The organism is Mycolicibacterium thermoresistibile (assembly GCF_900187065.1).
GTDB classification, from domain to species: Bacteria; Actinomycetota; Actinomycetes; order Mycobacteriales; family Mycobacteriaceae; genus Mycobacterium; species Mycobacterium thermoresistibile.
In genome coordinates this window covers 4,021,160-4,047,813 of sequence record NZ_LT906483.1, presented here as the reverse complement: position 1 = coordinate 4,047,813, position 26,654 = coordinate 4,021,160, and the positions used below count along the sequence as shown (strand labels likewise).

The 26,654-nt window shown below is 69.0% G+C and carries 28 protein-coding genes and 1 tRNA gene; 17 read left to right on the top strand and 12 right to left on the bottom strand.

What is annotated here, in order from left to right; translation table 11 throughout:
* The first annotated feature begins 4 nt into the window (after positions 1-4).
* The 15 genes from CKW28_RS19065 to CKW28_RS18995 all read left to right on the top strand — a co-directional run bounded on the left by CKW28_RS19065 (position 5) and on the right by CKW28_RS18995 (position 15,892).
* Positions 5-1,855 (top strand): flavin-containing monooxygenase, encoded by a 1,851-nt coding sequence (locus CKW28_RS19065; protein WP_003925781.1) that lies wholly within the window; start codon positions 5-7, stop codon positions 1,853-1,855.
* A 14-nt stretch (positions 1,856-1,869) separates the two neighbouring features.
* A complete protein-coding gene (locus CKW28_RS19060; protein ID WP_040547508.1) occupies positions 1,870-2,793 on the top strand; it encodes an SDR family NAD(P)-dependent oxidoreductase in 924 nt (307 codons plus the stop codon).
* A complete protein-coding gene (locus tag CKW28_RS19055; RefSeq protein WP_264016343.1) occupies positions 2,786-4,018 on the top strand; it encodes a CaiB/BaiF CoA transferase family protein in 1,233 nt (410 codons plus the stop codon). The genes CKW28_RS19060 and CKW28_RS19055 overlap by 8 nt, the downstream gene beginning before the upstream one ends.
* Positions 4,015-5,217 carry an acyl-CoA dehydrogenase family protein gene (locus CKW28_RS19050; RefSeq protein ID WP_003925778.1) on the top strand — a complete coding sequence of 401 codons (1,203 nt, stop codon included), beginning with the start codon at positions 4,015-4,017 and terminating at the stop codon, positions 5,215-5,217. The genes CKW28_RS19055 and CKW28_RS19050 overlap by 4 nt, the downstream gene beginning before the upstream one ends.
* A gap of 23 nt (positions 5,218-5,240) precedes the next feature.
* On the top strand, positions 5,241-6,158 hold the full coding sequence (locus CKW28_RS19045; RefSeq protein WP_040547502.1) for an acyl-CoA dehydrogenase family protein: 918 nt from the start codon (positions 5,241-5,243) through the stop codon (positions 6,156-6,158).
* Complete coding sequence (locus CKW28_RS19040; RefSeq protein WP_003925776.1) at positions 6,155-7,117, top strand: Gfo/Idh/MocA family protein; 963 nt, start codon at positions 6,155-6,157, stop codon at positions 7,115-7,117. Before CKW28_RS19045 ends, CKW28_RS19040 begins: the two co-directional genes overlap by 4 nt.
* Positions 7,114-7,890 carry an enoyl-CoA hydratase/isomerase family protein gene (locus tag CKW28_RS19035; RefSeq protein WP_003925775.1) on the top strand — a complete coding sequence of 259 codons (777 nt, stop codon included), beginning with the start codon at positions 7,114-7,116 and terminating at the stop codon, positions 7,888-7,890. Before CKW28_RS19040 ends, CKW28_RS19035 begins: the two co-directional genes overlap by 4 nt.
* Positions 7,887-9,050, top strand: a complete 1,164-nt coding sequence (locus CKW28_RS19030; RefSeq protein WP_003925774.1) for an acyl-CoA dehydrogenase family protein — start codon at positions 7,887-7,889, stop codon at positions 9,048-9,050. Before CKW28_RS19035 ends, CKW28_RS19030 begins: the two co-directional genes overlap by 4 nt.
* Positions 9,050-10,063, top strand: a complete 1,014-nt coding sequence (locus CKW28_RS19025; RefSeq protein WP_003925773.1) for an acyl-CoA dehydrogenase family protein — start codon at positions 9,050-9,052, stop codon at positions 10,061-10,063. The genes CKW28_RS19030 and CKW28_RS19025 overlap by 1 nt, the downstream gene beginning before the upstream one ends.
* A gap of 19 nt (positions 10,064-10,082) precedes the next feature.
* Positions 10,083-11,789, top strand: coding sequence for a thiamine pyrophosphate-binding protein (locus tag CKW28_RS19020; protein ID WP_003925772.1), 1,707 nt, complete (start codon positions 10,083-10,085; stop codon positions 11,787-11,789).
* Between the two features lie 51 nt (positions 11,790-11,840).
* Positions 11,841-13,265 (top strand): aldehyde dehydrogenase family protein, encoded by a 1,425-nt coding sequence (locus CKW28_RS19015; RefSeq protein ID WP_003925771.1) that lies wholly within the window; start codon positions 11,841-11,843, stop codon positions 13,263-13,265.
* A 76-nt stretch (positions 13,266-13,341) separates the two neighbouring features.
* The gene (locus tag CKW28_RS19010) at positions 13,342-13,551 is read left to right on the top strand and encodes a helix-turn-helix domain-containing protein (protein ID WP_003925770.1); all 210 of its coding nucleotides are present in this window, start codon (positions 13,342-13,344) and stop codon (positions 13,549-13,551) included.
* 2 nt (positions 13,552-13,553) lie between these two features.
* Positions 13,554-14,117 carry a Clp protease N-terminal domain-containing protein gene (locus tag CKW28_RS19005; protein ID WP_003925769.1) on the top strand — a complete coding sequence of 188 codons (564 nt, stop codon included), beginning with the start codon at positions 13,554-13,556 and terminating at the stop codon, positions 14,115-14,117.
* An 80-nt stretch (positions 14,118-14,197) separates the two neighbouring features.
* Positions 14,198-15,043, top strand: a complete 846-nt coding sequence (locus CKW28_RS19000) for an amidohydrolase family protein (protein WP_050812030.1) — start codon at positions 14,198-14,200, stop codon at positions 15,041-15,043.
* 78 nt (positions 15,044-15,121) lie between these two features.
* Positions 15,122-15,892, top strand: a complete 771-nt coding sequence (locus CKW28_RS18995) for a VOC family protein (protein ID WP_003925767.1) — start codon at positions 15,122-15,124, stop codon at positions 15,890-15,892.
* On the opposite strand, the gene CKW28_RS18990 is transcribed toward CKW28_RS18995, so the two are convergent.
* Positions 15,889-16,347, bottom strand: coding sequence for a cupin domain-containing protein (locus CKW28_RS18990; RefSeq protein ID WP_003925766.1), 459 nt, complete (start codon positions 16,345-16,347; stop codon positions 15,889-15,891). The two genes, CKW28_RS18995 and CKW28_RS18990, sit on opposite strands and share 4 nt — an antisense overlap.
* A gap of 78 nt (positions 16,348-16,425) precedes the next feature.
* Between CKW28_RS18990 and CKW28_RS18985 the strand changes: the two genes are divergently transcribed.
* Complete coding sequence (locus CKW28_RS18985; RefSeq protein WP_003925765.1) at positions 16,426-16,863, top strand: hypothetical protein; 438 nt, start codon at positions 16,426-16,428, stop codon at positions 16,861-16,863.
* Positions 16,864-16,893: 30 nt separating this feature from the next.
* Here the strand turns inward: CKW28_RS18985 and CKW28_RS18980 are convergent, their stop codons facing one another.
* The 11 genes from CKW28_RS18980 to CKW28_RS18930 form a co-directional block, all read right to left on the bottom strand.
* Positions 16,894-17,343 carry an Hsp20/alpha crystallin family protein gene (locus CKW28_RS18980; RefSeq protein WP_003925764.1) on the bottom strand — a complete coding sequence of 150 codons (450 nt, stop codon included), beginning with the start codon at positions 17,341-17,343 and terminating at the stop codon, positions 16,894-16,896.
* A 250-nt stretch (positions 17,344-17,593) separates the two neighbouring features.
* A complete protein-coding gene (locus CKW28_RS18975; protein WP_234784957.1) occupies positions 17,594-17,833 on the bottom strand; it encodes a hypothetical protein in 240 nt (79 codons plus the stop codon).
* A 277-nt stretch (positions 17,834-18,110) separates the two neighbouring features.
* Positions 18,111-18,186 (bottom strand) — tRNA-Arg (locus CKW28_RS18970).
* A 326-nt stretch (positions 18,187-18,512) separates the two neighbouring features.
* Positions 18,513-19,364, bottom strand: a complete 852-nt coding sequence (locus tag CKW28_RS18965) for a poly-gamma-glutamate hydrolase family protein (RefSeq protein ID WP_003925762.1) — start codon at positions 19,362-19,364, stop codon at positions 18,513-18,515.
* Between the two features lie 13 nt (positions 19,365-19,377).
* Complete coding sequence (locus tag CKW28_RS18960; RefSeq protein ID WP_064774570.1) at positions 19,378-19,614, bottom strand: hypothetical protein; 237 nt, start codon at positions 19,612-19,614, stop codon at positions 19,378-19,380.
* Between the two features lie 31 nt (positions 19,615-19,645).
* Entirely contained in the window at positions 19,646-19,900 is a 255-nt protein-coding gene (locus CKW28_RS18955) for a hypothetical protein (RefSeq protein WP_003925760.1), read from the bottom strand.
* Positions 19,897-20,997, bottom strand: a complete 1,101-nt coding sequence (locus tag CKW28_RS18950; RefSeq protein WP_003925759.1) for an NAD(P)H-dependent amine dehydrogenase family protein — start codon at positions 20,995-20,997, stop codon at positions 19,897-19,899. Before CKW28_RS18950 ends, CKW28_RS18955 begins: the two co-directional genes overlap by 4 nt.
* 11 nt (positions 20,998-21,008) lie before the next feature.
* Positions 21,009-21,800 carry an SDR family oxidoreductase gene (locus tag CKW28_RS18945; RefSeq protein ID WP_003925758.1) on the bottom strand — a complete coding sequence of 264 codons (792 nt, stop codon included), beginning with the start codon at positions 21,798-21,800 and terminating at the stop codon, positions 21,009-21,011.
* A 194-nt stretch (positions 21,801-21,994) separates the two neighbouring features.
* A complete protein-coding gene (locus tag CKW28_RS18940) occupies positions 21,995-22,195 on the bottom strand; it encodes a hypothetical protein (protein ID WP_003925757.1) in 201 nt (66 codons plus the stop codon).
* Between the two features lie 25 nt (positions 22,196-22,220).
* Complete coding sequence (gene ku / locus CKW28_RS18935; RefSeq protein WP_003925756.1) at positions 22,221-23,150, bottom strand: non-homologous end joining protein Ku; 930 nt, start codon at positions 23,148-23,150, stop codon at positions 22,221-22,223.
* 3 nt (positions 23,151-23,153) lie between these two features.
* Positions 23,154-24,104, bottom strand: coding sequence for a carbohydrate kinase family protein (locus CKW28_RS18930; protein WP_003925755.1), 951 nt, complete (start codon positions 24,102-24,104; stop codon positions 23,154-23,156).
* A 172-nt stretch (positions 24,105-24,276) separates the two neighbouring features.
* Between CKW28_RS18930 and CKW28_RS18925 the strand changes: the two genes are divergently transcribed.
* Positions 24,277-26,577 (top strand): ATP-dependent DNA ligase, encoded by a 2,301-nt coding sequence (locus CKW28_RS18925; RefSeq protein WP_085975130.1) that lies wholly within the window; start codon positions 24,277-24,279, stop codon positions 26,575-26,577.
* Positions 26,578-26,654: the final 77 nt, after the last annotated feature.

Sequence of the window (26,654 nt, the reverse complement as noted above, 5' to 3'; positions counted from 1 at the left end):
AGCAATGACACTTTTCGGTGACGGCTGCGGGCCGACGCAGACGCCGGACGACATCGACATCGAGGCGCTGCGGGAGAAATACCGCATCGAACGCGAGAAGCGTCTGCGCCCGGAGGGTTCCAAACAGTACATCGAGCTGACCGACGATTTCGCCGGCTACTACGAGACCGACCCGTACACCCCGGTCGCCGAACGCGACCCGATCCACGAGGACATCGACGTCGCGGTGCTCGGCGGGGGCTTCGGCGGCCTGTTGTCGGCGGTGCACCTGAAGAAGGCCGGCGTCGACGACGTCCGGATCATCGAGCTCGGCGGTGACTTCGGCGGCGTGTGGTACTGGAACCGCTACCCCGGCATCCAGTGCGACAACGAATCCTATTGCTACATCCCGCTGCTCGAAGAGCTCGACTTCATGCCGAGCAAGAAGTTCGCCGACGGGCCGGAGATCTACCAGCACTGCCGCAACATCGGCAAGCATTTCGGTCTGTACGACAAGGCCATCTTCTCCACCCAGGTGCGCAGCATGCGGTGGGACGACGAGATCAGCCGCTGGCGGATCGGGACCAATCGTGGCGACGACATCCGGGCCCGCTTCGTGGTGATGGCGTCCGGTCCGTTCCACCGGCCGAAGCTCCCCGGCATCCCGGGCATCAAGGATTTCCAGGGCCACAGCTTCCACTCGTCGCGGTGGGATTACGACTACACCGGCGGTGACACCAACGGGAACCTGCACAAGCTGGCCGACAAGAGGGTGGCCGTCATCGGCACCGGCGCGACCGCGATCCAGATCGTGCCGCACCTGGCGCGGGACTCCAAACACCTCTACGTGTTCCAGCGCACCCCCTCCACTGTCGACGAACGCAACAACGCCCCCACCGATCCGGAGTGGGTGAAGACGCTCAAACCGGGCTGGCAGAAGGAGCGGCAACGCAACTTCCACGCCTGGACCTTCGAGGGCATGGCACTCGGCCAGCCGGATCTGGTGTGCGACTTCTGGACCGAGCTGGGCCGCAACACCGCCGCGCGGGTGATGGCGCTGGACGACCCGGCGTCGCTCACTCCCGAGCAGTTCATGGCGATCCGTGAGGAAGAGGACTTCAAACTCATGGAGCGGCTGCGGCGGCGCATCGACGCCATCGTGGAGGATCCGGAGACCGCCGAGAAGCTCAAGCCGTACTACCGGTTCCTGTGCAAGCGGCCGTTGTCCAACGACGAGTACCTGCCGTCGTTCAACCGGCCCAACGTCACCCTGGTCGACGTCTCAGAATCCAAAGGCGTGGAGCGCATCACCCCCAAGGGTCTGGTCGCCGGCGGCATCGAGTACGAGGTGGACTGCATCATCTACGCCAGCGGATTCGAGATCACCACCGACATCAAGCGGCGCTACTCGATCGACGTGATCGAGGGCCGCGGCGGGGTGTCGCTCTACGACCACTGGCGCGACGGCTACAAGACGTTCCACGGGATGACCAGCCGCGGCTTCCCGAATCAGTTCTTCACCGGGTTCACCCAGGTCGGCATCTCGGCCAACATCTCGGCGAACTACGAACTGCAGGGCGAACACATCGCCTACATCATCGCCGAGGCACTGAACCGTGGGGCGACCGTGGTGGAGCCGACCCAGGATGCGCAGGACGGCTGGTGCCGCACCATTCGTGAGACCGCGGTGGACAACTCGGCGTTCGACGCCTCCTGCACACCGGGCTACTACAACAACGAGGGCGGCGGTGGCGGTGAGGGGATCCGCAGCCATCTCGGCGAACCGTACGGTCCCGGCTTCTACGCGTTCGGTGATCTGCTGGCCGAGTGGCGCAGCAAGGGCGACCTGGACGGGCTGGAACTGCGCGGTGCGTGAGGCGACGAATGTCGGTGGGTGAGCTGAGGTTCGACGACCGGGTCGCCGTCATCACCGGCGCGGGCCGCGGGCTGGGCCGCGAATACGCGCTGTTGCTCGCCGCGCGCGGGGCCAGGGTGGTGGTCGACGATCCGGGCGTCGCCCTCACCGGGGACGGCGCCGATCCGGGACCGGCCGAGCAGGTGGCCGCCGAGATCCGCGCCGCCGGCGGGGAGGCGATCGCCTGCACCGAATCGGTGGCGACCCCGGCCGGCGGGCGGGCGATCATCGACACCGCGCTGGCGCGCTACGGGCGGCTGGACATCCTGATCCACAACGCCGGCACGGTGCGCCGCGGCTCGCTGCGCGACCTGAGCCAGGACGATTTCGACGCGGTGCTCGACGTGCACCTGCGCGGCGCCTTCCATGTGCTGCGCCCGGCGTTTCCGGTGATGTGCGACGCCGGGTACGGCCGTATCGTGCTGACCTCGTCGATCGGCGGGTTGTACGGCAACCACGAGGTGGCCAACTACGCCGTCGCCAAATCCGGGGTGATCGGGCTGTCCAATGTCGCCGCGCTGGAGGGCGCGGAGTTCGGGGTGAAATCCAACGTGGTCGTGCCCGCCGCGCTGACCCGGATGGCCGAGGGCATCGACACCTCCGCGTACCCGCCGATGGGCCCGGAGCTGGTCGCACCGCTGGTGGGCTGGCTGGCCCATGAGAGCTGTTCGGTCACCGGGGAGATGTTGATCGGTATCGCCGGCCGGATGGCCCGCGCCGCGGTGGTGGAGAGCCCGGGGGTGTACCGCGGCTCGTGGACCATCGAGGACGTCGCGGATCAGCTGGAGGCGATCCGCGACCTCGGCGACCCGGTGGTCTTCGACGTGGTGCCGACCGGCCACAACGAGCACATCGGCTACAGCTTCGCGATGGCCCGCCAGGAGGCGCACAGTGGTTGATGCACCGGGGGCCGATTCTCGCGGGGCCGATTCTGCCGAACCCCGCCGCGGGCCGCTGAGCGGGGTGCGCGTCGTCGACCTCACCGCGATGGTGATGGGGCCGTACTGCACCCAGATCATGGCCGACATGGGCGCCGAGGTCATCAAGGTCGAGCCGCCCGCCGGGGACAACACCCGTTTCATCTCGGTCGGGCCGCGATCCGGGATGAGCGGGGTGTTCGTCAACGTGAACCGCGGTAAGCGCAGCGTCGTGCTGGATCTGCGGTCGGAGGACGGGGCCGGGGCGCTGCGGGCCCTGATCGCCCGCGCCGACGTGTTCATCCACTCCATGCGAGCCAAGGCGATCGCCAAACTCGGCTTCGGATATCCGGACGTGGCCGCGATCAACCCGGCGATCGTCTACACCAACTGCTACGGCTACGGCCGCCGCGGCCCGGACGCCGACCGGCCGGCCTACGACGACACCATCCAGGCCGAATGCGGGCTGCCCGCGGTGCAGGAACAGCTGACCGGGGAGGCCAACTACGTCGGCACCATCATGGCCGACAAGGTCGCCGGCCTGACCGCGTTGTACGCCACCATGATGGCGCTGTTCCACCGGGAACGCACCGGGGAGGGGCAGGAGGTGGAGGTCGCGATGTTCGAGACCATGGCCTCGTTCATGCTCGTCGAACACGCCAACGGTGCGATGTTCGACCCGCCGCTGGGGCCGGCGGTGTATCCGCGCACCGTGGCGCCCAACCGCAGACCGTACGAGACCAAGGACGGTCACATCGCGGCGCTGATCTACAACGACAAACACTGGCAGGCCTTCGTCGACGCGGTGGCGCCGGCCTGGTACGAGGAGAACCGCACCCGCTACGCCACGCTGGAGAACCGGGCCCGCCACATCGACACGGTGTACTCGCTGATCGCCGAGACGCTCAAGGAACGCACCACCGACGAGTGGCTGACCCTGTTCCGCGAACTCGAGATCCCCGCGGCGCCGATCAACACCCCCGACGCGCTGTTCGACAACGAACACCTCAACGCCGTCGGGTTGTTCGAGACCGTCGACACCCCGCACGGCCCGGTCCGCTTTCCCGGTGTGCCGACGTGGTTCTCCCGCACGCCGGGCCGGGTCGGCGGCACCGCTCCGGAACTCGGCGCCGACACCGAGGCCGTGCTCGCCGAACTGGGCCTGACCCCTCAGGCAGGACGCGAACCCGCGCAGGGGATGTCATGACGCTGAATTTCGACATGGGCGCCGACGCCGCCCGGCTGCGCGGTGAGCTGCGGCAGTTGATCGCCGAACACGTCCCGGCCGGCTACCTCGGTGCCTTCACCGACGATCCGGCGGATCTGGAAGTGGCGCAGCAGTTCTGCCGCACACTGGCCGAGCGTAACCTGCTGTGTCTGTCGTGGCCGTCGGAGTACGGCGGCGGCGACGCGTCGGTGTGGGAGCAGACGGTGGTGCGCGAGGAGATGTGGGCGCATCACGAACCGCGCGGCGCGCAGTACATGGGCGTCAACTGGGTCGGCCCGATCATCATGCGGCACGGCACCGAGGAGCAGCAGCGCACCCACCTGCCGCCGATCGCCCGCGGTGAGGTGATCTGGTGCCAGGGCTTCTCCGAACCCGAGGCCGGGTCGGATCTGGCTTCGCTGCGCACCTTTGCGCGTCGTGCCGGGGACAACCCGACCGGCTGGCTGGTCAACGGCCAGAAGATCTGGACGTCGTACGCCACCATGGCGCAGTGGTGTTTCCTGCTCGCGCGCACCACCCGGGTCGGGGACGGCGGAGTGCAGCGGAAACAGCAGGGGCTCACCGTCTTCCTGGTGCCGATGGACCGGCCGGGCATCCAGGTCCGGCCGATCCGCACCATGATGGGGCCGCACCACCTCAACGAGGTGTTCTTCGACGATGTGCCGGTCACCGAGGCCGATGTGCTCGGCACCGTCGACGACGGCTGGTCGATCGTGCAGGACGTGATGAGTTTCGAACGGGTCGGCATCGCCCGCTACGCCCGGTGCGAACGGCTGCTGGCGCTCGCGCCGCAGGTGCTCGGCGAGCACTGGGACGCCCTGCCGGCCGAGTTGCACGGGCGCTGGGCACGGATGCTGACCCACTGCCGGCGGGCCCGGCTGCTGGCTTACCGGGTGGTGGCGCTGCAGGCCGGCGGGCAGGTCAGGCCCGGCGACGCCGCGGCGTACCGGATCGCGGTCACCAGACTCGATCAGGACAGCGCCGAGGTGCTCATGGAGTTGGTGGCGGCTCTGCCGCCCGGTGACAGTGCGGATCGGCAGGCGGCGGAGTACTTCCGCGCCGAGGTGGAGGACCACTGGCGCTACTCACAGGCCTCCACGGTGTCCTCGGGCAGCATCGAGATGCAACGCATCCTGCTGTCGCGGGCGATGTTGGCGACCGGGAAGGCCCCCCGATGAGAGACCCGGTGATGGACGGCCCGATGATCCTCGACCTCAGCGACGACGCCCTCGAGTACGGACGGCAGGCGCTGCGCGCATTCGAAGCCGCCGGCGGCGACGAGCTGGTGCTGCAGGCCGACGCCAAACCGGAGAACCGGGAGGCGCTGGTCGGGCCGGTGCTGACCGGGCTGGACGCCTGGGACCTGGACCCCCGCACCGACCTCGACGGCGCCGAGGCCGCGGCCGCACTGTGCCGCAGCGCCGGCTACTGGGCGCTACCCTATCCGGTGGCCGAACGGCTTTCCCGGCCGACCGATCTGGACGTCGACGGATTGATCGTGGTCGACGCCGCCGCTCCGCTTGGCGGCGTCGCCGGAGTCCGACTCCGGTGGGCCACCGTCGATCTCACCGGGCGGCGCGCCGACGTGACACAGGTGGTCGGTGCCGGGCCGGGGTTCACCGCCCGGTTGGAGACCACCCCGCTCGACGAGGCGGGCGGCGACGACATCGCACTGGCGTTGGTGCTGTCCGGCTGGACGCTGCTGGGCATGCTGGACCGCGCCATCGGGCTGACCGTCGAGCATGTGAGGCTGCGCGAGCAGTTCGGTCAGCCGCTGGCCCGATTCCAGGGAGTGCAGTTCCAGCTCACCGACGCCGAGGTGGAACGCAGCGGCACCGACATCCTGGCCAAACACGCGCTGTGGAGCGTGAGCACCGGTCAGCCCGGCGCGCTCGAGGACGCGTTGTCGTTCCGGATGGCCGCGCTGGAAGCCGCCGAGGTGGTGTTCCGGGTGTGCCATCAACTGCACGGCGCGGTCGGGTTCTGCGATGAGACCACGCTGTCCTGGCTGTCGCGGTACAGCCAACCGTTGCGCCGGCTGCCCCTGGGCGTGTCGGCCACCCGGGCCGAGTTGAGCCGCCGCCTCGGCCGGCGCGGACTCACGGGGCTGTACGCATGAGGGTTCTGGTGATCGGCACCGGCTTCGGCCGGCAGGCGATGGCGCCGGTCTACCGCGGGCTCGGCTTCGACGTCGAGGTGGTCAGCCCGCGCGACGAGTCCGCCCTGCACCGCGCACTGAACGCCGGTGTCGACCTGGTGTCGGTGCACTCGCCGCCGTTCCTGCATCGACAGCACGTGACCGCCGCCGTCGACCGGGGCTACCCGGTGCTGTGCGACAAACCGTTCGGCCGCAACGCCGACGAGGCCCGTGCGATGCGGGACCACGCCGCGAGGCGGGCGGTGCCGACATTCCTGAACTTCGAACTGCGGCATCAACCCGCCCGCGCCGAGTTCAAGAAGCTGGCCGACTCCGGGGTGATCGGCACACCACGGCATCTGAGCTGGACGTTCTTCGGCGCCGGGCTGCGGGGCCGCCCGCACGGGTGGATCAACGAACGCGACACCGGAGGCGGCTGGATCGGCGCCAACGGCGCACATCTCATCGACTACACCCGGTACCTGTTCGGCAGCGAGATCACCGGCTGCGGCGGCGTCGCCCGCATCGAGGATCCGCACCGTCCCGATCCGCAGGGCCGGCCCCGCCGCGCCACCGCCGAGGACGCCTACAGCGCCTGGTTCGTCACCGAGAACGGCTGCACCGCAACGCATGACACCGCCTTCGCGGCGGCCGTAGCGTTACCGCCGAGGATGGTGCTGACCGGCAGCGCCGGCGCGCTGGAACTCATCGGCGACAGCCGGCTGATCGTGCACCGCGCGGACGCCGACCCGATGACCCACGAGTTCCCACCCGCGCCGCCGCGGTCCTTCTACGAACCGGCGCTGACCCCGTGGCTGGAACAGGTGGCCGACGCGCTGCGCACCGGCCGGCCGGCGACGCCGTCGTTCGACGACGGGGTCGCCGTCGCGGAGGTGATGGACCGGTTGCGGGCCAACGTCATCGAACAGGTGATGCAGTGAAATACGATCTGCCCGACGTGATGACGGTGCGGGCCGACGGGCCGATCCGCACCGTCACCCTCGACCGCGCCGCCGACCTCAACAGCGTCGACGCCGACCTGCACTGGGCGCTGGCCAATGTGTGGCGACAGCTGGCCGCCGACACCGACGCCCGCGTCGTCATCCTCACCGGCGCCGGGCGGGCGTTCTCCGCCGGCGGCGACCTGGACTGGATCACCAGCTTCCTGACCGACCAGGTCGCACGCGACGAGAGCATCCGGGAGGGCGCCCAGATCATCGAGGAGATGCTGCGGTTCCCGCTGCCGGTGATCGCCGCGGTCAACGGCCCGGCGGTGGGGCTGGGCTGCAGCGTCGCGGTGCTGTGCGACATCGTGCTGATCGCCGAGAACGCCTATCTGGCCGATCCGCACGTGGCGGTCGGACTGGTCGCCGGTGACGGCGGGGCGGCGATGTGGCCGCTGCTGACCCTTGTCCTGCGGTCCCGGGAGTACCTGTTCACCGGCGACCGGATCCCGGCGGCCACCGCCGTCGAACTCGGTCTGGCCAGCCGCACCGTCCCCGCCGATGACCTGCTGCCCGAGGCGATCCGGCTCGCCGAGCGGCTCGCCGCACAGCCCGCCGAGGCGCTGCGCGGCACCAAACGGATCGTCAACATGTATCTGTCGCAGGCGTTGGCCGGGCCGCTGCAGGCCGGATTCGCCGCCGAGGTGGCCACCATGCGGACCGCCGAACACCGCGACCGCCTGCTGGCATTGCGGGAGCGGACCCGATGACCGGCCTGGACGAATTCCGCGACGAGGTGCGCACCTGGTGCGCCGAGCACATCCCGAAGGACTGGCGGGCCGCGCAGACCAACGTCAGCGACGACGACTTCGTCGCCTTCCAGCAGGCCTGGTTCGCCGAACTGCACCGGGCCGGATACGCGGTGCCGCACTGGCCCGCCGAATGGGGCGGCGGTATGCCGGTCGACCGGCAGATCGTGCTGTACTCCGAACTGGCCGCCCATGACGCGCCCCGGCTGGTGCTGGCATTCGTCGGGATCCACCACGCCGCCTCGACCCTGCTGGTCGCCGGCACCGACGAACAGCGTCGCCGCCATCTGCCGGCGATCCTCGACGGGGAGATCTGGGTGCAGGGATTCTCCGAACCCGAAGCCGGCTCGGACCTGGCGTCGCTGCGCACCACCGCCCGCCGGGACGGCGACCGGTTCATCGTCAACGGGCAGAAGCTGTGGGCCAGCGGCGCCAAGCACGCCGACTGGTGTCTGCTGCTGGCCCGCACCGACCCGGACGCCCCCAAACGACACGGCATCTCGTACTTCCTGCTGGACATGACCACCCCGGGGGTGGAGGTCCGGCCGATCCGCAACGCGATCGGGGACTCGCACTTCTGCGAGATCTTCCTCAACGACGTGGTGATTCCGGAGACCAACCTGGTCGGTCGGGAGAACCAGGGCTGGCAGGTCGCCCAGGCCACTTTGGGGGCCGAACGCGGGTTGACCATGCTGGAGTTGGCCGAACGGCTCGGCACCGCCGGGTTCCGCTGGCTGGTGGCCCAGAGCCCGGTGGACGACCCGGTGGTGGCCGACCGGTTGGCGCAGTTCGAGGTCGAGCTGACCGCTCTGCGCGGCATGTGCCGGGACCTGGTGCTCGACGCCGAGGCCGGCGCCGTCGGCCCCGCGGACGCGTCGATCGTCAAGCTGTACTACAGCGAACTGCTGCAACGGATGACCGATTTCGGCGCCGAGGTCGCCGGTCTGCCCGCCCACACCCAACTGGCCAAACCGGTGTCGAGTGGCTGGGAATCCGGAAGCTGGGTGCTGGATTTCATCGGCTCGTGGGAGTGGACCATCCCCGGTGGCAGCAGCGAGATCCAGCGCACCATCATCGCCGAACGCGGCCTGGGCCTGCCGCGGGAACCGAGTGTGGCCTGATGACCGACCAATTCACCGAATTCCACGACGAACTGCGCGCGGTGGCCGCCGAGGTGCTGGCCAAGGACCGCACCGTCGACTGGCCGGTGCTGGCCGACGCCGGCTGGGTGGGCTTGGAGGTCGCCGACGAATTCGGCGGCGCCGGGGCGAGTTTCGGCGAGGTCGCGGTGATCTGCTCCGAGATGGGCCGCGCCGCCACCGCCAGTTCCTACCTGGGCGGCGCCGTGCTGGGGGTCGGCGCGCTGAACGCGGTGCAACCCGACGCCGCCCGCGACGACCTGCTGACCGCGGTGGCCGCCGGCGCCGAGCGCACCGCGCTGGTGCTGGGCCCGTTCACATTCACCGGCGGCCGATTGACCGGGCGGGCCGAATTCGTGCCCGATGCGTCCGGCGCCGACCGGTTGCTGGTGCTGGCCACCGATTCCGACGGGACACCGGTGCTGACCGCGACCGCCGCCGCCACCGTCACCGCCCAGCCGGTGCTCGACGAAACCCGCAGGCTGGCCGTGGTCTGTGCCGAGGACTCCGGGGTCGAGGCGGTGTGGCGGTTCGCCGGTGATCCGCGCGCGGCAGCCCGCCGACTGGCCGACCGAGCCGCGGTCGCCGTCGCGATCGACAGCCTCGGGCTCGCCGAGGCGATGCTGTCCGCCACGGTCTCCTACGCCAAGGTACGCCACCAGTTCGGCCGCCCCATCGGCTCGTTCCAGGCCGTCAAGCACGCGTGCGCGGACATGCAGGTCCAGATCACGGTGGCCCGTCAGCTCGTCGGCAGAGCCGTTGCGGCCCTGTGTGATCCGGACTCCGATGACACGGCCGCCGCCGCGGCGATGGCCAAGTCGTTCGTCTGCTCGGCGGCGGTCGAGGTGGTCGGTAAGGCGATGCAGCTGCACGGCGGCATCGGCTACACCTGGGAGAGCGGCGTGCACGTCTACCTCAAACGTGCCACCCTCAACCGCGCCCTGTACGGCTCACCGGCCGCGCACCGCAGTCAGCTCGTTTCCCGATACCGCTAGAACGCTAAGGAGTTTCGCCATGGGTGTACCCGTCTACAAGCGGATCCTCGACCTGTTCGAGGCCGAGGGCATCAACACGCTGTTCGGCATCCCCGACCCCAACTTCGTGCACCTGTTCCTCGAGGCGGAGACCCGCGGCTGGTCCGTGGTGGCACCGCACCACGAGGAGAGCGCCGGGTTCATGGCCGAGGCCGCGTCCCGGATGACCGGCAGGCCGGGTCTGTGCATCGGCACGCTCGGCCCCGGGCTCGCCAACATCGCCGGGGCGATGATGTGCGCCAAGGTGGAGAACTCGCCGGTGATCTTCCTCGGCGGCCAGCGGGCCCGCATCACCGAACGGCGGGTGCGGCGCGGCCGCATCCAGTTCGTCCAGCAGGAGGGCATGCTGGCGCCGATGGTGAAGTTCTCGTCGTCGATCGAATACGCCGAGCAGACCGACGAGATCATCCGGGAGGCGATCCGCCGGGCCATGTCGGGCACCCCGGGACCGGCGTACGTCGAGTATCCCCAGCACGTCATCCTGGAGGAACTCGATGTGCCCGACCCGCTGCCGCCACACCGGTACCGGCTGGTCGACCAGCGCGCCGGCGCGGCGGAGATCGCCGAGGCGGTGCGGCTGATCCGGGCGGCCGAACATCCCATCCTGCTGGTCGGGCACGCGGTGCACACCTCCCGCACCCAGCAGCCGGTGCGGGAGTTGGCCGAGCTGATGGGCTGTCCGGTCATCCAGACCTCCGGCGGCACGTCGTTCATCCCCGGCATCGAGGACCGCACCTTCCCGTACGGGTTCTCACCGGCCGCGATCGAGGCGGTGCGCACCTCGGATCTGTGTGTGGCGCTGGGCACCGAGCTGGGTGAACCGGTGCACTTCGGCAGGCACCGGCACTGGGTGGACAACGAGGCCAACCGCAAATGGGTGTACGTCGAACAGGATCCGGCCGCGATCGGGGTGAACCGGCCCATCGACGTCCCACTGATCGGCGATCTGCGCGGGGTGGTGCCGCAGCTGGTGGAGGCGCTGCGGGAGCAGCCCCGTCAGCCGTCGCCGGACCTGGACAGATGGATCCGACAGGACGCCGAGCGGCTGGCCGAACTGGCCGAGACCGCCCCGACCGGGCGCAAACCGGTGCATCCGGCCCGGTTCGTCGTCGAGGCCACCAAGGCCCTGCCCGACGATGCGATCCTGGTCCGCGACGGCGGCGCGACGGTGATCTTCCAGTGGACCTACTCGCAGGCCAAACCCCGCGACGTGATCTGGAATCAGAACTTCGGGCATCTGGGCACCGGCCTGCCCTACGCGGTCGGCGCATCGGTCGCCGAGGGCGGCAAACGGCCAGTGATGCTGCTGACCAGCGACTCGGCGTTCCTGTTCCACATCGCCGAACTCGAGACCGCGGCCCGGCAGAACCTGCCGCTGGTCTGCGTCGTCGGGGTGGACCACGCCTGGGGTCTGGAGGTCGGGGTGTACAAGCGCACCTTCGAACAGCCCTCACCGCAGCCCGGCGTGCACTGGAGCAAGAACGTGCGGTTCGACAAGATCGCCGAGGGTCTGGACTGCCACGGTGAATTCGTCGATTCTGAGGAGGAGATCGGTCCGGCGATCAAACGGGCCTACGCCAGCGGACGGACCGCGGTGGTGCACGTGGCGATCGACCCGAAGGCCAACTCCGAGGAGATGCCGAGCTACGACGAGTTCCGGACCTGGTACGCCGAGGGGCAGCAGTAGCGCGGCCGGGAATCGGATCGCGAGCGACCGCGAATAGTGGAGGATGAGGGCATGCGCGAATATCTGAAGTTCTACATCGACGGCGCCTGGGTGGATCCGGTCGATCTCAAGACGCTGGACGTGGACGATCCCGCCACCGAGGAGGTTTCCGGCAGGATCGCGATCGGCTCGGCGACCGACGTCGACAACGCGGTGAGGGCCGCTCGGCGCGCATTCCCGGCGTGGTCGCAGTCCAGCCGCGAGGAACGTCTCGAACTGCTGCAGGGCATCCTCGCCGAATACCAGAAGCGCTCAGCCGACCTGGCCGACGCCGTGCACGAGGAGATGGGCGCACCGCCGTCGCTGGCCAAGGGTCCGCAGGTCAACATGGGCCTCGGCCATCTGACCACGGCGATCGACGTGCTGAAGAACTTCTCCTTCGAGGAGCAGCGCGGCGCCACCCTGGTGGTCAAGGAGCCGATCGGGGTGTGCGGGCTGATCACGCCCTGGAACTGGCCGCTCAACCAGATCGCCTGCAAGGTGTTCCCGGCGTTGGCCACCGGCTGCACCATGGTGCTCAAACCCTCTGAGGTGGCGCCGTATTCGGGTCAGATCTTCACCGAGATCCTCGACACCGCGGGGGTGCCCGCCGGGGTGTACAACATGGTCTTCGGCGACGGGCCCGGGGTGGGGGTGGCGCTGTCCAGCCATCCCGACGTCGACCTGGTGTCGTTCACCGGGTCGACGCGCGCCGGTGTCGACGTGGCCCGCAACGCCGCGCCGACGGTCAAGCGGGTCACCCAGGAGCTCGGCGGCAAGAGCGCCAACATCGTGCTCGACGACGCCGACTTCGCCAAGAGTGTGACCGCCGGGGTGACCACGATGATGCTCAACTCCGGGCAGAGCTGCAACGCGCCGTCGCGGATGCTGGTGCCGAACTCCCGGATGGACGAGGCGATCGAGATCGCCCGGGAGACCGCCGCACAGGTGGCCGTCGGCGATCCGGACAACAAGACCGCGATCGGCCCGGTGGTGTCGCGGGTGCAGTTCGACAAGATCCAGCGGCTCATCCAGCAGGGCATCGACGAGGGCGCCACCGTCGTCGTCGGCGGACCGGGCCGGCCCGACGGGCTGGAGGTGGGCTACTACGTCAAGCCGACGGTGTTCGCCAACGTCAAGAACGACATGACGATCGCCCGGGAGGAGATCTTCGGGCCGGTGCTGTGCATCCTCGGGTACGACGACCTCGACGACGCGATCGAGATCGCCAACGACACCGACTACGGGTTGGCCGGCTACGTGTCCGGCTCGGACCTCGAACAGGCCCGTGCGCTGGCCCGCCGGATCCGCGCCGGATCGATCGCCATCAACCACGGATTCGACCTGAACGCCCCGTTCGGTGGCTACAAGCGCAGCGGAAACGGCCGGGAGTGGAGCGATTACGGCTTCCACGAGTATCTGGAGACCAAGGCGATCCTCGGCTACTCACCCTCCTGACCGGGACCCGGTCCGCGCCGCGGCAAACGTGTCAACTTTCCTTGACACACTCCTGTCGTCAAGATAACTTGACGGCATGAGCGCTGAGCCGACGACCGAGGCGATGGCCAGCGTGGATCCCGCCGTCGGGCTGGAGGCGGTGCGCGCACTGCGCCGCCTCCAGGAACGGCTCGAGGCGATCCACGTCGCGAACGCCCGCGCGCAGGGCTGGAGCTGGCAGGCCATCGCCGACTCGCTCGGCGTCAGCCGTCAGGCCGTACACCAGAAGTACAACCGGAGGGGCTGACGATGTTCGAGCGGTTCAGCCGCCACGCGCGGGTGGCGGTGGTGCTGGCCCAGGAGGAGGCGCGCGAGCTGGAGTGCGACGAGATCCGGCCCGAACACCTGTTGGTCGGGGTGCTGCAGAGCGCCGGACGCGACCTCGGCGCGCTGCTCGCCCGCCACGGGCTCACCGCCGAAGCGGTCCGGGGCCGGATCGCGTCGGCGGACAACCCCGACGACGAGACGTTCGAACGCGACGCCGAGGCGCTGCGCGCGATCGGCATCGACCTGCACGCCGTGCGCGACAGTGTGGCGCGCAGCTTCGGACCCGATGCGTGGGACGGTGCGCTGCGCCGGTCCGGGCGGCGGCGCCGCCGCCGGCACCTCCCGTTCACCAAGCCCGCCAAGAAGACACTCGAGCTGGCGCTGCGGGAAGCCATCGCGCACAAGGACTCCGTGATCGACTCCGAACACGTGCTGCTGGGCATCCTGCGCGGCGGGGACGATCACACGCTGGAGCTGATCACCGAGCACGTCGACGTACGGCGGCTGCGCGCCGACATCGACGGACTGCTGGACGCGGCCGCCTGACCCGGTCCGGGCCCGCGACCCCTAGTCTCGGTGGCGTGTACGAATACGGGGTTGACTTCGACGCGGTGACCGCGATCGACATGCACGCGCACATCGAGATCGACTGCCACGGGCACCAGGCCTACGACGACGAACTGGTCGCCGCCACCACGGCGTACTTCAAGATGGATGCGGGGCCGCCGGCCGACGTCGACGCCGTGGCCGACTACTACCGCCGGGCGAACATCGCCGCAGTGGTGTTCACCATCGACGCGCAGTCCGGGATGGGGCACCCGCCGAACTCGATCGAGGACCTGGTGGCGGGTGCGGCCCGCAACAACGACGTGCTGATCCCGTTCGGCAGCGTGGACCCGTGGCAGGGGCGGCACGCGGTGCGCCGGGTGCGCGAACAGGTCCGCGACCACGGTGTCAAAGGGTTCAAGTTCCACCCCAGCTTCCAGGCGTTCGAACCGAACGACCGGGTGTTCTACCCGATCTACGAGGCGATCGCCGAGGCCGGGGTGCCCGCCCTGTTCCACACCGGGCAGACGGGTCTCGGATCGGGGCTTCCCGGCGGGCACGGCATCAAACTGCGCTACTCCGATCCGATGCTGCTCGACGACGTGGCCGCCGATTTCCCGGAGTTGACGATCGTCATGGCCCACCCGGCGGTGCCGTGGGTGGACGCCCAGATCGCCGTCGCCGCGCACAAGGCCAACGTGTACGTGGACCTGTCCGGCTGGTCGCCGAAGTACTTTCCGCCGCAACTGGTCCGGGCGATCGGCCGGCAGCTGCGCACCAAGGTGCTGTTCGGCACCGACTTTCCCTACATCAAGCTGGACCGGTGGCGGCGCGACTTCGACACGCTCGACATCGACCCCGCGGTGCTGCCGCTCGTCTACAAGGAGAACGCGCTGCGCGTGCTCGGCATCGGGTCCGGGGCCTGATCCGGCCGGGGCCGATGAGTTCCGGTGGCCCGGACGGTCCATACCGGTGACACGTTCCCCATCCGAAGGAGAGATATCGTGCCCCTCCGTCACGGCGCCCCGCTGGGCGCACCGATCTGGATCGACCTCGGCACCTCCGATCTCGACCGCGCGCTGCAGTTCTACGGCGCGGTGTTCGGCTGGACGTTCGAATCCGCCGGCCCCGATTACGGGGGCTACGTCAACGCGTTCAGCCAGGGCCGGCCGGTCGCCGGGCTGATGCGCAACGATCCGCAGTGGAACGCCCCGGACGGCTGGACCACCTACCTGCACACCGCCGACATCCACGCGACGCTCGCGGCTGCCACCGCGGCCGGCGGCACCAGCTGCATGGCCCCGATGGAAGTCAAGGACAAGGGCTGGATGGCGATGCTCAGCGACCCGACCGGCGGGGTGTTCGGGCTGTGGCAGCCGATCGGGCACCAGGGTTTCGAGGTCGTGGGTGAGCCCGGCGCGCCCGTGTGGCACCAGCTGACCACCCGCGACTTCGGCGCCGCGCTGGACTTCTACCGCACGGTGTTCGGGTGGCAGACCCAGCTGGTGTCCGACACCGACGAGTTCCGTTATGCCACAGCGGCGTTCGACGGTGAAGACCTGCTCGGGGTGATGGACGGCAGCCGTGTCCTGCCGGAGGGCGCGCCGCCGAGTTGGGTGTTCTTCCTCGGCGCCGACGACGTCGACAAGGCGTTGGAGGTCATCGTGGCCAACGGCGGGACCGTCGTGCGGGAGGCCGAGGACACTCCCTACGGACGGCTCGCGGCGGCCGCCGATCCCACCGGGGCCGCGTTCAACCTGTCGTCGGTGAACTAGCCGCCGGCCCGGTCCCTGGTGGGGGCCAGTTCGAAGTCGGCGAAGTCGAACCCGGGAACCACCACGCAGCTGACCAGTGTCGGTTGGTCGCCGTCCGGCCGGGCCCGTTGCCAATGGCCGGGCGGCACCACCAGCTGCGGGGAGTGACCGGCGTCGAGGTCGCCGCCGAGCAGGTGGATGGTCGCGCGGGCCCGGTCCGGCCCGAACTCGAGCAGCAACGGACTGCCCCGGTGGTACATCCACAGCTCAGTGCTGCGCACGGTGTGCCAGGCCGACTGCTGACGGGGCATGAGCAGGAACAGGATCGCGGTTCCGGCGCTGCGCGGCCCGGTGTAGTCCGGCGGCAGCACCGCCTGCGGAACCGTCAGGTCGCTGCGCCAGGTCTCCCGGTACCAGCCACCCTCGGGGTGAGGCGACAGATCGAGCCTGCGGGCCCAGTCGGGTAGTTCGGTCATTTCCCACCACCTCTCGCGTGGACCCCTCACCCTAAAGCCCTCCGGGCGGGTTCCGGCGTGGTCGATAGTCTCGACGCCATGAGAACCCTGCGTCCCGGTTGGTTGGTCGCGTTGTGCGGGGCGTTGCTGGCCGTGCTGGCGTATCTGCCCTGGCTGATGTCCGATGACGGACGCGCCAATGCGATCGGCGGTGTGGTGGGAGAACTCGACGTGGTGCCGCCCGGATTCGGTGTGGGCCAGCTGATCGTGTTGTCGGCGGCGATGTTGATCGTCGCCGGTGCGATGGTCGCACGGGAACTGTCGCCGCGGGTGGCCTCCGTTGCGGCGCTGACCATCTCACTGCTTCTGGCCGGACTGACCTTCTGGTACCACCGGCTCTATGTGCAACCGCCGGTGTCGGCGGGATACGGCTTCTACCTCGGTGCCGGGGTCGCGGCACTCGCGGTGCTGTTGTCGGTGTGGGCGTTGGTCACCGCGTGGGCGGACCCCGGCACCAGACGGATCCGCAGCGGGTAGCACGCCCGCTGCGGACCGGTGTGGGGGTCATTATTCGGCGTCGACGGTGGCCGCCTCGATGGTCTTCTGCTCGCCGGCGCGCTCGACGGCGATCTTGCGCGGCTTGGCGCTCTCGGCCAACGGGATGGTGACCGTCAATACGCCGTTCTCGTACGTCGCCTTGATCGCCGACGTGTCGACGCCCTCGCCGAGCGAGATCTGCCGGCGGAAGTTGCCGAAGAATCTCTCATTGGCGAGCCACTGCGCCGACTCGTCCGACCGTGCGGAACGGTGCGCCGAAATCGTCAGCATGCCGTTCTCGACGCTGACGTCGACCGAGCCGGGATCGACACCGGGCAGGTCGGCGGTCAGCACGTAGTGGTCGTCGATCTTGCACAGATCCATCGGCATGAACCGCGGAGCGCGATTCGAACCGACCTGGGTGCTCAGCATGCTGCGGGCCCATTCATCGAGATCGGAGAACGGATCGAATCGAAGCACAGCAATCACCTCCTGCGATCCCAGGCCCGCCACCCTGGCGGGCGGCTCAACCACTGTGCACTGTGATATTAGCACTCTCTGGCAGAGAGTGCTAAGAACTTCGGGCAAATTTTCGTCCGTGCGAGTTCCCGCCCTATGGGGCGCGATCCGGTCGCGATCCGGTCGCGATCCGGGTGCGATGCGAAGGTGGATTCGGGTGGAAAACAAACGCCGCGCGGGTCGATGACCCGCGCGGCGTCTCCACACCGGCTCAGTGCCAGTGCTTGTGATGATGATGCTTGGCGTGCTTCCAGTGCTTGGGCGGCGGCCCCGGGTGCCATGGCTTGACCCAGCCCGGATGCTCCACACAGGCGTGGGCGAGTCCGTAGGGACCGCTCACGCACACCGCGGGAGCAGCCGAGGCCGATGCGGCACCAGCCAGCCCGACGCCCAGCGACACCACCGCGGCGCCCGCGCCGGTGGCCGCGAGCTTGACGAGTTTGGAACGCATCACACCCACCTCCAGTAATAAGCCCCCGACCCTGACGAACAGAACCTTGCTCGAAGATATTGCCGAAGACAAACAGGTTTCCGGCTCGCTGAGCGGCCCTACGCCGCTCGAGGCAAATGGATCCGGTTTGACCTCATGGAAACGTCGGTGGTCGTCCCGTCGCGGGAATTGGCTCAGTGAACTTTCACCGCTCGGGCGCGTCGTCCCAGAAAAACTTCGAAATGTCCCACTATCTGGGACGCGTGGCGGCGATATCAGTCGAGGCAGGGCATCTGGGTGGCGCCCCCGGCAGGATTCGAACCTGCGACACCGGCTTTAGGAGAGCCGTGCTCTATCCCCTGAGCTACGGGGGCCCGCCGCGGCGTGAACGCCGAACCGGCCACAGCGTACCGCCGTCGCCACCCGGCCCGCTGCGGGGAGGTCTCGACAGACGTCAAACCGGGCAATCCGGCCAAATCCGCGATCGGATGTACCAAGATCTGTTCTTGAGGTTTGGCGATGCCGCGCAACGGGCATCAGTCTGCCGCAGACGTCAACCAGGGCTCGAACTTCGGCGTCCGATACCCAGGGGAGCCATCGCGAGATCCGGCCCGTCGTGTGAACCCGGCGGGCCGGATCATTTTACTCACGTGTTCCTGGTGTTCCTTGTGGAAAGCGGCGCACGCGACACGGCGGGCGTCTACGCCGGCAGCGGCCAGGAGCGCGCCGCGGCGACCAGTCCCTCGATCAACTCCCACGCCGGGGCGGTCAGTCCGTCGTCGCCGGGCAGCGGGCTGCGTGGGCTGATGCCCCGGACCCGCGCGGACAGCTCGAGCTGCGCCCCGCCACGGGCCGGTCGGTTCACCGGGTTGTCCGGGTGCTGCCCGCGCAGCTCGCGCGGGATCGCCGCCAGATCGGTGACCAGCCGGTACCCCGGAATCCGCACGTTCCGGGCCAGATGTACTGCCAGCGAGCGGTTTCGCCCTCCCACCAGCAGCTCGGTGCTGCGTCCGATGCGTCCGTACCCGTGCAGCGACACCCCGACGTCGACATGGTCGAGGAACTCCGCGAGCCTCGGCGAGTCCGCCGGGTCGTAGCGCGCCGACGGCAGGTGGTGCGGATAGTGCGCCGGATCCCACCGCTGCAAAAACCCGATCCAGCGCTGCGGCAGCCCGTGGTGCAGCGCACCGTCGATGATGCGTTCCAGATATCCGGGCCGCGGCGGACCGGGCTCCACGCGGTGGTCGATGTACACCCACGCCTCGGCGCCCCCGTCGCCGAGCTGCACGGTGAGCCGGTCGCGGCGGTAGCGCACCGGCACCCCTTCGGCGCTGTCCAGGGTGGCCAGGTCGGTGTCGGTCACATGCCACAGCACGCCGTGCACCCGAGCGCCGGTGGAGGGTTCGACGGTGGCGACCCCGCGCTGGTTGATCAGCCAGTCGTGGTCGGGCAGCACAGCCGGCCGCGGATCGCAGGCGCCCGGACACCGCCGCGCCATCTGCTGTACGCACAGGTTGGACCCGTACGCGAAGTAGGCGTGCCGGACACCCATCAGCCGCGCTCCGTCACAAGAAGCCGATCACCACCCCGCCGAGCGGCCAGCCGTACTGAGGTCCGGACGGCCGCGCCGGAGAGGAGGTGCTGATCCGGACGTGGCCCGGGGTTCGGCACATGGTCGTCGTCGGGGTGAGGTCGGTGCACTGCGGCTTGGCCGGCGCGGTCGGAGCACCGACCAGCGCCGCGGCGACGATGCTCCCCAATGCCGCGGTGAGCCAACAGGATCGCCTCGTAAAGCGGCTCATGCGACACCGCGCGGTGTCGGCCGACGCCGATCTAGAGCGTCCAGAACACCTCGTCCCACGGGAACATCCCGTAGCCGTAATCGGGTGGCGTCGAATCGATCTGAACGTTGCCCGGGGACGCGCACTCGGTGGTCTGCCCGCCGGTGACGGAGCTGCCGCCGGTCACCTCGCACTGCGGCAGCAGCGGGTTGTTGGGTTCGGCGACCGCGGTCGGCGCAGCGGCGATCGCCGCGGACACGGCACCGCCGAGGATCGCGGCGCCCAGCGCAGTCAGGTATGCCTTCATCGGATTGTCCCTTCCGGCCGGTCAGGGGGCAGGTATCGGCCTGTCCCGCTGACCCATGGTAAGTCCAAAGTGGTCCGGATACCGGCCGGCGCAGCGACCACCGGGGGAATCGCGTTGACCACCCGGGCCGCGGTGGCCACCAGCCCGGCATGGTTGTGGTCGCCGTGGGGACTGCTCAGGCGCAGGTCCAGGGTGTAACACGGTTCCCCGGTGACCTCGACGCGGTAGGAGCCGCCGGGCTGGGCGGGCTGTGGCCAGTCCGGGCGCAGATCGTCGCGCAATCGGGTGACGTGCTCGAGGACCACCGCGGGATGGCCGTCGACCATGCCCTGCACCTCGAATCGCAGGGCCGCGGCGCTGCCCTGCGGGATGTGGCCGGCGGCGATGTCGAAATCCTCGGGTGCGGGTTCGCGCACATACTGTTCGCGCACCTCGTCGAGCTCGATGCCCAGGCCGGCGGCGAGCTGGCGCACCACCGAACCCCACGCCATGGTCAGCACACCGGGTTGCAGCAGCAGCGGGATCTCGTCGAGCGGCTTACCGAATCCCATCACGTCGAACAGAACGGTGGCGCTGTCGTAGGTGGCGTAGTCGACGATCTCCAGGCACCGGATCTGTTCGATGTGCTGGCAGGCGCCGGCAAGAGCAAGCGGCAGTTGATCATTGGCGAAGCCGGGGTCGATGCCGTTGACGTACAGGCTGGCGTTCCCGGCCGTGGCGGCCTCCTCGATCGGGGCGATGAGTTCGGCCGGCAACACCTGCCACGGGTGCTGCAGGAACACCGCGCTGCTGCCGACGACGTTGCTGCCGGCGGCCAGGATGCGCCGGTAGTCGTCGAGTGCCTCGTTGAGCCGGTTGTCGGCCATCGCGGTGTAGACGACGCACTCGGGCCCGGTGGCCAGCAGCTCGTCCAGATCCGTGGTGGCCCGGATTCCCGTCGAGACATCAAGCCCGGCAAGCTCACCGGCGTCCAGCCCGGCCTTGGCGGCGGAGGAGACCCACACCGCGGTCAGGTCGAACCGCGGGTCCGCGATGACCTGCGCCAGTGCGTGGCGGCCGACGTTCCCGGTGCCGACGACAGCGGTTCGTATGGTCACGGCGGAACTCCTCACAGATCGGGGATCGGCATGTCGAGGTTGGGGCGGGTGAGGCCGCCGTCGACCTCGAGCACCTTTCCGGTCAGGTAGCTGCCGGCGGGGGAGGCGAGATACACCGCGGCCGCGGCGATGTCGGCGGGTTCGCCGAGCCGGCGCAGCGGGGTGGCCTGCTCCATCGGGGTGCGCAACTCGTCGTTCGAGGCGACCACGTCGAGCGCCGAGGTGAGGATCGATCCGGGGGCGATGGCGTTGACCCGGATCCGCGGTGCCAGGTCCAGCGCGGCGAGCCGGGTGTAGTGCGCCAGCGCCGCCTTGGCGGTGCCGTAGGCGGCGAACCCACGGCCGGCCAGCCGGCCCATCGTCGAGGTGATGTTGATGATGCTGCCTCCGCCGGAATGCTTCAGCATCAGCGGGACCGCGGCGGTCGTCAGCGCGTGCGCGGTGCCGACGTTGAAGGTGAACGCGTCGCGCATCTCCTTCGCGGAGGTGTTCAGCAGGGGACCGGGCATCGTACCGCCGACGTTGTTGACGACGATGTCTAGTTTCCCGAACGCCTCGACCGCCGCGCCGGCCAGCTCGGCGGTGGCCTCCGGGTGGGCGAGATCGGCGGCGACGACGTGGGCGCGGCGGCCGGTGGCGGCGATCTGCGCCGCGACCTCCTCGAGTTGCGCCTGGGTGCGGGCCGAGATCAGCACGTCCGCGCCTGCTTCGGCGAAGGCGACGGCCATCGCGGCGCCCAGTCCGCGGCCCGCGCCGGTGACCACTGCGACCCGATCATCGAGCCGGAATCTGTCCAGAATCACGTGATCCTCTCTTTCTAGGCAGGGGCCACCGTAACAAGGCTCGCCGCCCGCCGTGGTCCGATTTCTGGAACACGTTCTAGTGGGCGGGGGAGGTGGCCTGACAGCACCTCGAACGTGAGCTCGTGTTCGAGAAATCACGCTGTCATGCGCGAAGAATCGCCGCGAAGATCTCGCGCACGAGTTCACCTTCGGCGTCACCGGATCCGCCTGACCCGCCTGCGACGCCTCGGCCGCCGTGGAACCGGCGCTGCGATGCCCTGGATGACGTGCATGATCGGTTCGGCGTACGGGTTGTTCCAGTGGTCGATCCTGCGGCGACACCAGATGTAGCTGACCGCCAGCGTCACCGACCCGACCACCGGGAAGGCGATCAGCGCGATGTTCTCGACCAGCACGGCACACGCCCTATTTCTTCGACCCCTATTTCTTCGGCGCGGTCTTCTTCGCCGACGCCTTCCTGGCTGCCTTCTTGGCGGGCGCCTTCTTCGCTGCCTTCTTGGCCGGGGACTTCTTCGGCTTGTCGCCGTCATCCGCGTCGGAGGACTTGGAGGACCCGCCGGAACGACGTGCCTTCACGCTCGCCTCGAGTTTGGCGAGCAGATCCGAGACGTCCTCGGTCTCGTCGAGTTCGGTCGGTTGCTCCTCGGTGGTGAACGCCTCGCCGCCTTCGAGTTTGGCCTGGACCAACTCTTGCAGTTGTTCCTGATAGGTGTCGCGGTACTGATCGGGGTGGAAGTCGTCGGTCATCGAGTCGACCACCTGGGCCGCCATCTTCAATTCCGCCGGTTTGATCTCGACTTCCTTGTCCAGCACCGGGAAATCGGGATCACGGATCTCGTCGGGCCACAGCAGCGTGTGGATCATCATCACGTCGCGTTTGCTGAAGTCCTTGACCCGCAACGCCCCCAGCCGCGTCTTGTTGCGCAACGAGAAATGCACGATCGCGATCCGGTCGGTCTGCGCCAGCGTCTTCGCCAGCAGCACATAGGACTTCGACGATTTCGAGTCCGGCTCCAGGAAGTAGCTACGGTCGTACATCATCGGATCGAGTTGTTCGGCCGGCACGAACTCGACCACCTCGATCTCGCGGCTGCGCTCCTCGGGCAGGGTCGCGAGGTCCTCGTCGGTGATGACGACCATCTGCCCGTCGTCGGATTCGTATGCGCGGGCGATGTCGCGGTACTCGACCACCTCGCCACACACCTCGCAGACCCGCTTGTAGCGGATGCGCCCATTGTCCTTCGCATGCACCTGGTGGAACTTGACGTCGTGGTCCTGAGTCGCGCTGTAGACCTTGACCGGCACGTTCACCAGGCCGAAGGCGATCGAACCCTTCCAAATGGAGCGCATGGTTCAGTATGTACCCGTTTCACGTTCCGTCGCCGCAGCCGCCGCGTCGCGGGTCGCCCGGTCGGGAAGGTCGGCTCCGGCCCGCGCCACCGTCAGAGCCGACGACAGCGCCGCGGTCTCCACCACCCGCTGCAGCGCCTCGACGGCGATACCGGCCAGCTGACGCCGCCGTTCGGCGCCGAGCAGCTGCAACGACCACAGCGCGTCGATCAGTCCGGCCATGAACGCGTCCCCGGCGCCGACGGTGTCGACCACCTCGACCGGTCGGGCCGGCACCCGCACCTCGCCGGCCGCGCACACCGCGTACGCGCCGCGGTCACCCATCGTCACCGCGACGAGCGACGGCCCCATCCGCAGCCAGGTCTGCGCCACCTGCTCGGGGGAGCGGCCTGGTTCCAGCCACTGTAGATCCTCGTCACTGGCCTTCACCACGTCACAGCGTTCGATGAAGCGGTCGATCCGGGCGCGCGCGCCGGTGTCGTCGGTGATCAGTGCCGGCCGCACGTTCGGGTCGAAGGTGGTGGTGGCCGACACGTGATAGGTGTCGATCAACGCCGCGGCCGCCCGGCAGCCCGGTTCGAGCACCGCGGCGATCGACCCGGTGTGCGCCACCACCGGCGGGGCGACCTCCGGAGTTCCGGACAGCTGCCAATCGATGTCGAAGGTGTAGTCGGCCGCGCCGGTCGCGTCCAGCCTGGCCACCGCGGTGGGGGTGCGCTTGGCGGTGCGGCTTCCGGGCACCAGCTGAACACCGGAGTCGGCGAGGTGATCGGCGATGCGACGGCCCCGCGCGTCGTCCGCGATGTGGGTGAGGAAGTCGACGTCGCGACCCAATCGGGCCAGGCCGACGGCCACGTTGAGCGGGCTGCCGCCGACATGCTCACCGAGCACCCGGCCGTCCCGCTCGACGACGTCGATCAGCGCTTCACCGATCACCAACGCCCGTGCGGTCATGGCGCTGACGCTACCGTGGGCGCGCCCCGATGCACACGAAACCGGCGCTCATCGAGTTCTGCACAGGGGCAGTGGTCCGGGCGAAATCGTGACCGTGGTGCAGAAGTCGATCAGCCGACGGCGGTGCGCACGAGTCGTGGATCCACGCGACAACGGGTAATACGGTGAGGTGATGGAGCGCTATGAGCGGGTGAAACTCACCAACCCCGACAAGGTGCTCTACCCGGCCTCGGGCACCACCAAGGCCGAGGTGTTCGAGTACTACATCGAGATCGCCGACGCGATGCTGCCGCACATCGCCGGTCGCCCGGTCACCCGCAAGCGCTGGCCCAACGGCGTGCACGAGGCGTCGTTCTTCGAGAAGCAGCTCGCCTCGTCGGCGCCGGACTGGCTGGCCCGCGGCACCATCACCCACAAATCCCGGACCACCACCTATCCGATCATCGACACCCGCGAGGGGCTGGCCTGGATCGCCCAGCAGGCCGCGCTGGAGGTGCATGTCCCGCAGTGGCGGTTCGTGGCGGGTGGGCGCAGCGGGCGCGACGGGAAGTTGACGATGGGGCCGGCCACCCGCATCGTGTTCGACCTCGACCCGGGCGAAGGGGTCACGATGCGCGAACTGTGCCGGGTGGCCCACGAGGTGCGCGATCTGATCACCGACATCGGCCTCGACACCTTCCCGCTGACCAGCGGCAGCAAGGGCCTGCACCTGTATGTGCCACTGGACGAGCCGATCAGTTCGCAGGGTGCGTCGGTGCTGGCCAAACGGGTCGCCCTGCAGTTGGAGAAGGCCATGCCCACGCTGGTCACCGCGACGATGACCAAAAGCGTGCGCACCGGCAAGGTGTTCCTGGACTGGAGTCAGAACAACGCCGCCAAGACCACCATCGCCCCGTATTCGCTACGCGGCCGCGAGCATCCGACCGTCGCCGCGCCCCGCACCTGGGACGAGATCGACGACCCCGACCTGCGGCACCTGACCTTCACCGAGGTGCTGGACCGGGTCGACCGGCTCGGCGACCTGCTGGCCCCGATGGACGCCGACGCCCCGGTCGCCGATCGGCTCAGCAGCTATCGCAGCATGCGGGATCCGGCCAGAACACCCGAACCCGTCCCGAAAACCGTTGCCGCGACGGGAGACGACAACCGCTTCGTGATCCAGGAGCACCACGCGCGACGGCTGCACTACGACCTGCGGCTGGAACGCGACGGGGTGCTGGTGAGCTGGGCGATCCCGAAGAATCTGCCCGACGACCCGTCGGTCAACCACCTGGCCGTGCACACCGAGGACCATCCGCTGGAATATCTGACCTTCCACGGCGAGATCCCCGAAGGCGAGTACGGCGGCGGCAAGATGCTGATCTGGGACACCGGCACCTACGAGGCCGAGAAGTTCAACGACGTCGGCCCGGACGAGGACGCCGAGGGCGGCGAGGTCATCATCACCCTGCACGGCGAGAAGATCTCCGGACGTTACGCGCTCATCCAGACCGACGGCAAGAACTGGTTGGCGCACAAGATGAAGGATCAGAAGCCGCGCACCGAGATACGGCCCGAGGACTTCACACCGATGCTGGCCACCCACGGCTCGGTGGCGCGCCTCTCCGCCGAGACGCATGCCTTCGAAGGCAAATGGGACGGCTACCGGCTGCTGGTCCACATCGACCACGGCAAGCTGTGCCTGCGGTCGCGCAGCGGACGCGATGTCACCAAGGAGTTCCCGACGCTGCAGGCGATGGCCGCCGATCTGGCCGACCACCAGGTGGTGCTCGACGGGGAGGTGGTGGCGCTCGACGGGTCCGGGGTGCCGAGCTTCGGTGAGATGCAGAACCGGGCCCGCGCCACCCACATCGAGTTCTGGGCATTCGACATCCTGTGGCTGGACGGCCGCTCCTTGTTGCGCGCCAAGCATTCCGACCGCCGCAGGGTCCTGCTCGCGTTGGCCGAGAAGGACGGTCTGATCGTGCCGGACCTGTTACCCGGCGACACCGGAGCCGAGGCGCTGGAGTACGCGCGGGAACGCGGCTTCGAAGGCGTGGTGGCCAAGCGGCACGACTCGATCTATCAGCCGGGCCGGCGCTCGAAAGCGTGGATCAAGGACAAGATCTGGAACATGCAGGAGGTGGTGATCGGCGGCTGGCGCAAGGGCGAGGGCGGCCGGTCCAGCGGCATCGGCGCGCTGGTGCTGGGCATCCCTACCGAAGGAGGACTGCAGTTCGTCGGCAGGGTCGGTACCGGATTCACCGACAAGCAACTGGCCGAGCTCAAGCAGTTGCTCGCACCGCTGGAGACCGACGAGAGTCCGTTCGTCGACCCGTTGCCGCGCCCCGACGCCAAAGGGGTGACGTACGTGCGGCCGGAGCTGGTCGGCGAGGTGCGCTACAGCGAGCGCACCGCCGACAACCGGCTGCGCCAACCCAGTTGGCGCGGGCTGCGTCCGGACAAGTCACCCGATGAGGTGAGGTGGGAATGACGCCCCGGTCATCCGCCGCCACACCCGGTACGGATCGTCGTCGATGTCGAAGTCGTATGGGTGGTAATACAACTCGC